The sequence below is a fragment of the Microbulbifer sp. THAF38 genome, assembly GCF_009363535.1.
Lineage (GTDB): Bacteria > Pseudomonadota > Gammaproteobacteria > Pseudomonadales > Cellvibrionaceae > Microbulbifer.
Genome location: NZ_CP045369.1, coordinates 1,361,545 through 1,370,000, shown reverse-complemented (window position 1 = coordinate 1,370,000; position 8,456 = coordinate 1,361,545). Strand labels below are relative to the sequence as shown.

The 8,456-nt window shown below is 54.6% G+C and carries 8 protein-coding genes (1 of these 8 running past the window's edge); all 8 read right to left on the bottom strand.

Going from position 1 to position 8,456, the window contains the following annotated elements; all coding sequences use genetic code 11:
- On the bottom strand, positions 1-5 hold the 5' end (the start) of the coding sequence (csrA, locus tag FIU95_RS05805) for a carbon storage regulator CsrA (protein ID WP_091391203.1). 190 nt of this gene lie to the left of the window's left edge; the window shows 5 of its 195 coding nt (coding positions 1-5); its start codon is at positions 3-5; its stop codon lies off the left edge, out of view.
- A 239-nt stretch (positions 6-244) separates the two neighbouring features.
- The gene (locus FIU95_RS05800; RefSeq protein WP_152452370.1) at positions 245-1,468 is read right to left on the bottom strand and encodes an aspartate kinase; all 1,224 of its coding nucleotides are present in this window, start codon (positions 1,466-1,468) and stop codon (positions 245-247) included.
- Between the two features lie 129 nt (positions 1,469-1,597).
- Complete coding sequence (gene alaS / locus FIU95_RS05795) at positions 1,598-4,210, bottom strand: alanine--tRNA ligase (protein ID WP_152452368.1); 2,613 nt, start codon at positions 4,208-4,210, stop codon at positions 1,598-1,600.
- A 71-nt stretch (positions 4,211-4,281) separates the two neighbouring features.
- Positions 4,282-4,629 (bottom strand): histidine triad nucleotide-binding protein, encoded by a 348-nt coding sequence (locus tag FIU95_RS05790; protein WP_152452366.1) that lies wholly within the window; start codon positions 4,627-4,629, stop codon positions 4,282-4,284.
- Between the two features lie 4 nt (positions 4,630-4,633).
- Positions 4,634-4,819, bottom strand: coding sequence for a Trm112 family protein (locus FIU95_RS05785; RefSeq protein ID WP_152452364.1), 186 nt, complete (start codon positions 4,817-4,819; stop codon positions 4,634-4,636).
- Between the two features lie 132 nt (positions 4,820-4,951).
- A complete protein-coding gene (locus tag FIU95_RS05780; RefSeq protein WP_152452362.1) occupies positions 4,952-5,791 on the bottom strand; it encodes an alpha/beta hydrolase in 840 nt (279 codons plus the stop codon).
- Positions 5,792-5,835: 44 nt separating this feature from the next.
- Positions 5,836-6,855 (bottom strand): class I fructose-bisphosphate aldolase, encoded by a 1,020-nt coding sequence (locus FIU95_RS05775; RefSeq protein WP_152452360.1) that lies wholly within the window; start codon positions 6,853-6,855, stop codon positions 5,836-5,838.
- A gap of 46 nt (positions 6,856-6,901) precedes the next feature.
- The gene (gene glpK, locus FIU95_RS05770; RefSeq protein ID WP_152452358.1) at positions 6,902-8,380 is read right to left on the bottom strand and encodes a glycerol kinase GlpK; all 1,479 of its coding nucleotides are present in this window, start codon (positions 8,378-8,380) and stop codon (positions 6,902-6,904) included.
- Positions 8,381-8,456: the final 76 nt, after the last annotated feature.

Here is an 8,456-nt window from a genome sequence, read left to right as displayed (position 1 = left end):
AACATTACCTACTTCTCCTTGATCATCCTGTGATAAAGAGCAGCCTGCACTTTCCCAAAGCTGCTCTTATTTGGTCATCATAACCGGGTGGCGGTACACGCAAGGTCAAAAACTACCCATCACACTCTTCAGTATTGACCAGTCGAACGAAATCTCAACAGGTTGGATGCAATGCCAAACAACTGAATCGAAATGGGAAGGCTCTCTTTGCCTTAACTCCGGTTATAGCGTTCTTTCATCTCTCTCACTTGGAGAGTTCAAACTCACTGTGCAAAGCGCGCACTGCCAGCTCGAGATAGCGCTCATCAATAATCACCGAAATCTTGATTTCGGAAGTGGTGATCATCTGAATGTTGATATTGTCTTCACCCAGCGCACTAAACATACGACTGGCCACATTTGCATGGGAGCGCATTCCCACGCCGACAATAGAAACCTTGGCAATCTTGTCGTCTGTGATCACCTCACGCGCACCAAGTTCCGCTGAGACACGCTCTAATACTTCGCGAGCCTTACCTAAATCGTTGCGATGCACTGTGAAAGTAAAATCGGTGGTTCCATCAACCGCACTGATGTTCTGTACGATGACATCTACTTCGATGTTTTCTTTGCCAACAGGTGCCAAAATACGGCAGGCAACACCGGGAGTGTCCGGGACACCACGGATCGTTAACTTGGCCTCATCACGGTTGAATGCGATGCCGGATACGACAGGTTGCTCCATCTCGTTATCTTCCTCATCCAGGCTTATCAGGGTTCCTTCACCCTCTTCAAAAGTCGAGAGCACGCGCAAAGGAACCTTGTATTTGCCAGCGAACTCCACGGCACGGATTTGCAGGACCTTAGAGCCAAGACTGGCCATTTCCAGCATTTCCTCAAAAGTAATCCGATCCATACGGCGCGCACTATCCACCACACGCGGGTCGGTGGTATAGACCCCATCAACATCCGTATAAATTTGGCATTCCGTGGCATCAAGCGCAGCAGCAAGCGCTACACCCGTGGTATCTGAACCGCCGCGCCCGAGAGTGGTGATATTTCCGTTGTCATCCACCCCCTGGAAACCGGCGACCACAACCACTTTGCCGCTATCCAGGTCCGTGCGCATACGCTCGACATCAATACGCTGAATACGAGCCTTGGTATGGGCATTATCCGTGAGGATTTTGACTTGCCCGCCAGTATAGGAGCAGGCATCGTAGCCGCGCTTTTTCAGGGCCATGCTCAACAGCGCAATAGTGACCTGCTCACCAGTGGATACCAGTACATCGAGTTCGCGAGGGTCGGGTTTTTCCTGAATCTGGTAGGCTAGATCAATCAGGCGGTTGGTCTCTCCGCTCATTGCGGAAAGCACGACAACCATACCGTGCCCCTTTGCACGAAAGGCGGCTACCTTGTCGGCGACAGCTTCGATACGCTCAATAGAGCCCACGGAAGTGCCGCCATATTTCTGCACGAACAAACTCATAACTTTCTGTGTTTCCTTAGCTCCAGGCCAAGTCCGCGCACCGCTCGAAATCGTGCAGGCGCGCACTTAATCACCAAACTTCGGCGAAATCAACTTCACACGCTATTTATGGCGCCAATTTGACCAAAATCAGCTTTTGAGGGAGTTCTCCACCCATTCAGGCACTTCCTGCAACATGCCTGGCAGAGCCGATGCGTCGGTCCCTCCTCCCTGCGCCATATCGCTGCGGCCGCCGCCTTTACCACCAATCTTGCCCGCGGCAAAGCGCATCAAATCACCCGCTGACAGGCGGTCGGTGAGGTCTTTAGTAACCGCTGCAACAAGGGCAACCTTCTCTTCGCCCGGTGCCGCCAACAATACGACGCCACTACCCAGTTTATTTTTCATCTGGTCGGCCAGATCACGCAAAGATTTGGAATCGGCTCCATCGATAGAAGCAGCTAACAGTTTAAAGCCCGCAATTTCGATCGCCTGGGCACTGAGATCACCTCCGGCACCACTGGCCAGCTTGGTTTTTAGCTGCGCAATTTCCTTTTCCAATTTGCGATTATTGAGCAGTAACTGCTCCACCTTATCCGCAAGTGTGTCTGGACGCGCCTTGAGAAGTGCCGCGACATGTTCGATCCGCTGCTCGGCACGATCAAACTGAGCCAATGCATGAGCACCAGTAACGGCCTCGATACGGCGCTGCCCAGAAGCGATCCCGCTCTCACTGACAATACGCAAAAGACCAATATCGCCGGTGCGTTTCACGTGGGTACCGCCACACAGCTCTACGGAGAAAGCAACACCTTCTGCAGCCCCCATGGAAAGGACGCGCACTGTATCGCCATACTTTTCACCAAACAGTGCCATGGCGCCCATTTCTTTGGCCGATTCAATATCTGTCTCACAAGTATCGACCGGTGTATTGGCGCGAATCTGTGCATTTACCAGGGATTCAATCGCGTGCAACTGCTTGGCGGTGACCGCTTCCGGGTGGGAGAAGTCAAAACGCAAGCGCTCTGAGTCAACCAGTGAACCTTTCTGAGTTACATGTTCGCCGAGCACTCTGCGAAGAGCGGCGTGTAGCAGGTGAGTCGCGGAGTGATTTAAAGCCGTTGCCTGACGCACATCTGCAGACACCTCCGCAGTGAGCTGCTCCCCAACAGCAATAGTTCCCTGCAGCAATTTACCGGTATGCAAATGATGGCCGCCCTGCTTGTTGCAGTCGCGCACCTCAAAACGGCCCGATGTGGCCTTTAGATAGCCACTATCGCCAACCTGACCGCCTGATTCGGCATAAAACGGTGTGCGATCAAGAATTACCACACCGTCTTCACCTTCTTCCAGATGCTGAACCTGCTCACCACCTTTAACGATGGCAACCACGCTGCCTTCGGCTTCAGTCGTTTCGTAACCGAGAAATTCCGTACTGCCCTGCAGATCCAGAGCTTCGGTGTAATCCTGCTTAAATTTACCGGCGGCACGTGCCCGCTCACGCTGGGCTTCCATAGCAGCTTCATAACCCGCCATATCCAGGGACAGACCGCGCTCGCGGGCGATATCCTGGGTCAGGTCTGTAGGAAAGCCGTAGGTATCGTGCAAAGTAAATACCAGCTCGCCGGGCACTTCACTGCCTTCGAGAGAGCTCAATGCGCTTTCCAGCAAGGCCATGCCCTTGTCTAAGGTCTTGGCGAATTGCTCTTCCTCTTTACGAAGGGCCTGCTCTATTAACGACTGCTTCTCGCGCAGTTCTGGATAGGCCTCCCCCATCTGATCTACTAGGGCACTTACCAGTTTGTAGAAGAATACTTCCTGGTGGCCCAACTTGTGCCCGTGACGTACTGCCCGGCGAATAATACGGCGCAACACAAAGCCACGGCCTTCATTGGAAGGCATAACGCCATCGGCGATCAAGAAGGAACAAGAGCGGATATGGTCGGCAATTACCCGCAGGGATTTTTCTTCCAGATTGTCGCAGCCAACAATTTCACTGGCCGCTCGCAACAGCGCCTGGAATAGATCGATTTCATAATTTGAATGCACACCCTGCATAACAGCGGCGATACGCTCCAGACCCATGCCGGTATCGACGGAGGGCTTGGGCAGTGGATGCAGCTCGCCGTCCGCAGTGCGCTCGTACTGCATAAATACCAGGTTCCAAATCTCGATATAGCGATCGAGATCATCGTTGTCGGAGCCGGGAGGACCACCGGGGACATCTTCACCGTGGTCATAGAAAATTTCTGAGCTTGGACCACAGGGGCCGGTATCCCCCATTTGCCAGAAATTATCCTCGTCGAGGCGGGAGAAACGCTCCGGGCTGACTCCCACTTCCTTTTGCCAGATATCGGCGGCCTCATCATCGCTAATATGCACGGTTACCCATAGGCGCTCTTCGGGCAGATTCAGCACTTTGGTGAGGAAGTCCCAGGCAAAACGGATGGCGTCGCGTTTGAAATAATCGCCAAAGCTGAAATTACCCAACATCTCGAAGAAAGTGTGGTGACGCGCGGTATAACCTACGTTTTCCAGGTCATTATGTTTACCACCCGCGCGCACACAGCGCTGAGAACTCGCCGCGCGCTTATAGGGGCGCGACTCCTGACCGAGAAAGGTATCCTTGAATTGCACCATGCCGGCGTTGGTGAACAACAGGGTTGGATCATTGCCCGGCACCAGAGAGCTAGACGGCACCAGGGTATGGCCCTGTTCGGCAAAGTAATTCAGAAAGGCGTCGCGAATCTGTGCGCTTTTCATCCGGCGTAATTCCACTTCGTTAGTTGAGAGTTATTGAATGACACCGATGACGCGGTGTCTCGTCTGTTCCGCTACTGTGCGAGCCCCTGTTCGGGCATTAATTGTTGAGCCAGCAGATGAACATGCAGGTGAAATACGGTCTGTCCCGCGCTTCGACCATTGTTGACCACAAGTCGAAATCCCTCTAGCGCCAGCTTTCGCCCGAGTTCAGCGGCTACCCACATCAGGTGGCCGAGCAGGGCCTTGTCATCGCTTTTGGCGTCGGACAAGTTAACCAGGGGTTTACGCGGAATAATGAGGAGATGGGTCGGGGCTTGTGGCGCCCGGTCCTCAATAACGACACAAAGATCGTCCTCGTAGATTTTCTCGTTTGCTATTTCGCCCGAGATTATTCGACTGAAAACGCTGGGTTCACCCATTGGTTTATTTTTCCAGCTTTTCCTCAGCAGTCAGCTGACGCGCCTCAGATTCCAGCATTACCGGAATGCCATCCTTTATTGGATAGGCCAGACCACTGGCTTTACACACCAGCTCCTGGGTCTCCTCACGGTACTCAAGCGGCGCCTTGCTCACCGGACACACTAACAGGCTCAGTAACTTCTTATCCATGTTCCACCCCACGATTTCCCCCTGACATGACAAGCAGGGGGCAAAAATGACCGCGTATCATACAATGCTTCATAGGGTTTTTCACGGCATTCGCCACGGCTTCGAGTCTCCGGGGTTGGCACCCGCTTATTTTTATCCAGAGGTGACAGGGCCCACTTGTGGGGCGTAGGATTTCAAGTGCCCACACAGCAAGTCCCGCGCCAGGCGCCCCTCTTCCACCTCGTTAAAAAGCTCGTGATAGGCCTCTGGAAAGCAGTGCAACATTTTACGAATCGACCCCATCCGCTCAAACCACTCACGGCTGACCGCCACATCCACGAGCCGATCGGATTCTGGCAGCAGCATTAGACAGGGCACCAACAATCGCTCCAGATTGGCGGAAATAAATTCCCGCTCACGCAAAAAGGTCTCAAACCAGCGCAGGGAAACTCCGCGATGCACCAACTCATCCTCGCGGTAGGCTTCAACCACCGACGTATCCCGACTCAACCACTGGCTATCAAGCCTGCTGGAAAGTACCAACCCCGGGAACAGTTTTGCCAGCATTAACACCAGCTTCAATTCCAAACCCGATGGCTCTTTAGCTCCCCGGAATCCCGGCGCAGACAGGATGATACTGTCTACTGCACCATAGCGAATGGCGCTACCACAGGCGACCACAGCCCCCATACTATGCCCTAGCAGATGCAACCTTGTACTGGGATTACCACTTTTGACCAGGCAGATGAATTCATAGAGATCCTCACAATAGAGGGAAAAATCCTCTATGTGGCCCCGCTTCCCTTCCGACATACCGTGACCGTAATGATCCGGCACATAAACGCTGAAGCCGGCCCGATTGAGATGCGCCGCCAAGGCACTGTAGCGACCACTGTGCTCTCCCAACCCATGGGAAATCACTACAACCCCCTGTGCACCCTCAACCCACCAACGACGGTAATGCAGAATGACATTCCTTGTTACAAATTCCATGGTCACTCCCAACTCTTTATTGTTTTATCTCGATTAACTTGCCCCTAGCCCTCACCTTCAAGGCTATCGCGGTACTTGCCCAACATAGCCAGGTGATTCATACACGCCCGCTTGACCAGCGCCCTTTGTGCCGCTTCGATGTTCTCCACCTGACCACTCCAGACCGTTAGCGCTGGCTGCTGGAGCGCCCGCCCATAGGAGAAGCTCAACTGCCAAGGGGCATTGTTAAGCTGATTGAGTGCGTTAAGGTTTTCTGTAGCCTCTTCTGGCCCCTGACCACCTGAGAGAAAATTGATACTGGGCACTGCGGCGGGCACACAGCGCCGCAGGCTGCGCAAGGTATGCTCAGCGACTTCCTGCGGCTCAACTTTAGGCAATTCCGATCCGGGAGTAACCATGCTCGGCTTTAGCAGCATCAACTCCAAGATGACACCATGACGATACAGGGCATGGAAAACGCTGTGCCAAACCTGCTCATTGACAGCAGCGGAGCGTTCGAGATTGTGATTACCATCCATAAGTACTTCCGGCTCAACAATCGGTACCAGGCCCTCGGACTGACAGGCAGCCGCGTAGCGAGCCAGCATTTCCGCATTGGCTGTGAGCCCCAATTCTGTGGGGTTATGGGGTGTCACCGGATAGACTTCCCGCCACTTGGCAAATCGTGCCCCTTGCGCCTTGTATTCACGCAAACGCTCAATAAGCCCATCGAGCCCATAGGTGATCATATCTCCCGCTGCGCCCGGTAACGGCCCCTTGCCTTTATCGACTTTGATTCCCGGCAAAATACCCTGTACGGCCGCCACCTTCGGCAGAGGGGTACCACCACGATCACTTTGGCCGAGTGTTTCTTCAAACAGAATCACTCCACAAACAAAGTCTCCCAGCCCCTCACTCGCCAACAAGGCCGCACGGTAATCTCGGCGGTTTGTTTCAGTCGACTCCACCCCTACCGCAGAGAAGCGCTTGGCGATAGTTCCGCTGCTCTCATCTGCGGCCAGAATCCCGCGCCGGCCATCGACCAGGGAATCTATTGTTGCCTGCAACTCATCTCGAATCGTCATAGAGCACCTCCATGTGCCTAAACCCAGTCAAGGATAGCCGCTTCGATCAAAAAGCTTTACAAGCCGCAACCGCTCGCTGCCAACCCGCCAGCAAAGACGCCCTTTTTGTTGCGGGCATCCCCGGCAGAAAATCCCGTTCAATCTCCTGCAAACACTCGGGTAACCGGTGAAAGTGCCAGAGATCACTGCCAATTCCCGCCAATAACGCCGCCCCAATCGCCGTGGACTCTATCTGTTTGGGGCGCTCTACACGCAGGTCGGAAATATCGGACTGAAACTGCATCAGGAAATTGTTTGCACTGGCCCCGCCATCGACACGCATATGAGTGATATCGACCCCCAGGGCCTCCTCCATAAGCCGCGCCAGCTCATCACTCTGGTAGGCAATAGATTCGAGGGTGGCACGGACCACTTCTGCGCGTCCCGCGCCCCGGCTCAACCCACATAGGGTACCCCGCGCCGATGAGTCCCAGTGCGGGGCACCCAAACCACTAAACGCCGGCACTAAATACACACCGCGGGTATTGGGAATGCTCTGCGCGATAATTTCGGTATCGACAGCTTGTTGAATCAGCCCCATTTCATCCCGCAGCCACTGTATTGCAGAGCCCGCGGTGAAAACCGACCCCTCGACCGCATAGGCCGGTGAGCCATGGATATCACAGGCGATGGTGGCAAGCAGGCCACGGGGCGGGTCGGGCCGCTTATCACCGGCATAGGCCAGCATAAAACAGCCTGTGCCATAGGTATTTTTGATATCTCCAGGATTGGTGCACCCCTGGCCAAACAGGGCCGCCTGCTGGTCACCGGCCACCCCACAAATGGGCGCACTAATTCCGGCAAAGGCCGCGGGGTCTGTATCGGCAAAGTGCCCTGCGGATGGCCTGATCTCAGGCAGAATGGATTCGGGGCATTCGAACAGCGCCAGCAATTCCGGGTCCCAGCGCTTTTGCTCCAAGTTGTATAGCAAGGTGCGACTTGCGTTCGTGTGATCGGTCAAGTGCGCGCGGGCACCGCTCATTTGCCAGATTAACCAACTGTCTACCGTGCCAAAACACAGATCCCCCCTGCGGGCACGCGTCTGCAATTCCGGCTGCTCGCGAAACAGCCACAATAGTTTGCTGGCAGAAAAGTAAGCGTCCAGCAGCAGTCCGCTGCGCTGGCGCAGCCATTCGGATTTCCCTTCGGCGGCAAACTGCGCACAAATGTCCGCCGAGCGCCGACACTGCCAGACAATCGCCTTATGTACCGGCTCACCCGTGCGCCGGTCCCACAGGATCGTAGTCTCCCTCTGGTTGGTGATACCCACCGCCTTTATATCGGACGCGCGAATCCCGGCACGTTGCAGGGCCGCGGCACAAACACGCTGGGTGACCGGCCAGATTTCCTCGGCATCCTGTTCGACCCATCCAGGCTCTGGATAGTAATTGGGAATCTCTGAATAGCTGCGGCCCACCAGGGCTCCACCACTATCAAAAATAAAGGCCGTGGTGCCCGTAGTGCCCTGATCAATGGACAGGATCATAAAGTCTCTCACGCTTATTATTTTTTCTCTCACTACCCTGTAGCCCGGCTGGGAAGCATAGCTTCCGCACTCCAAG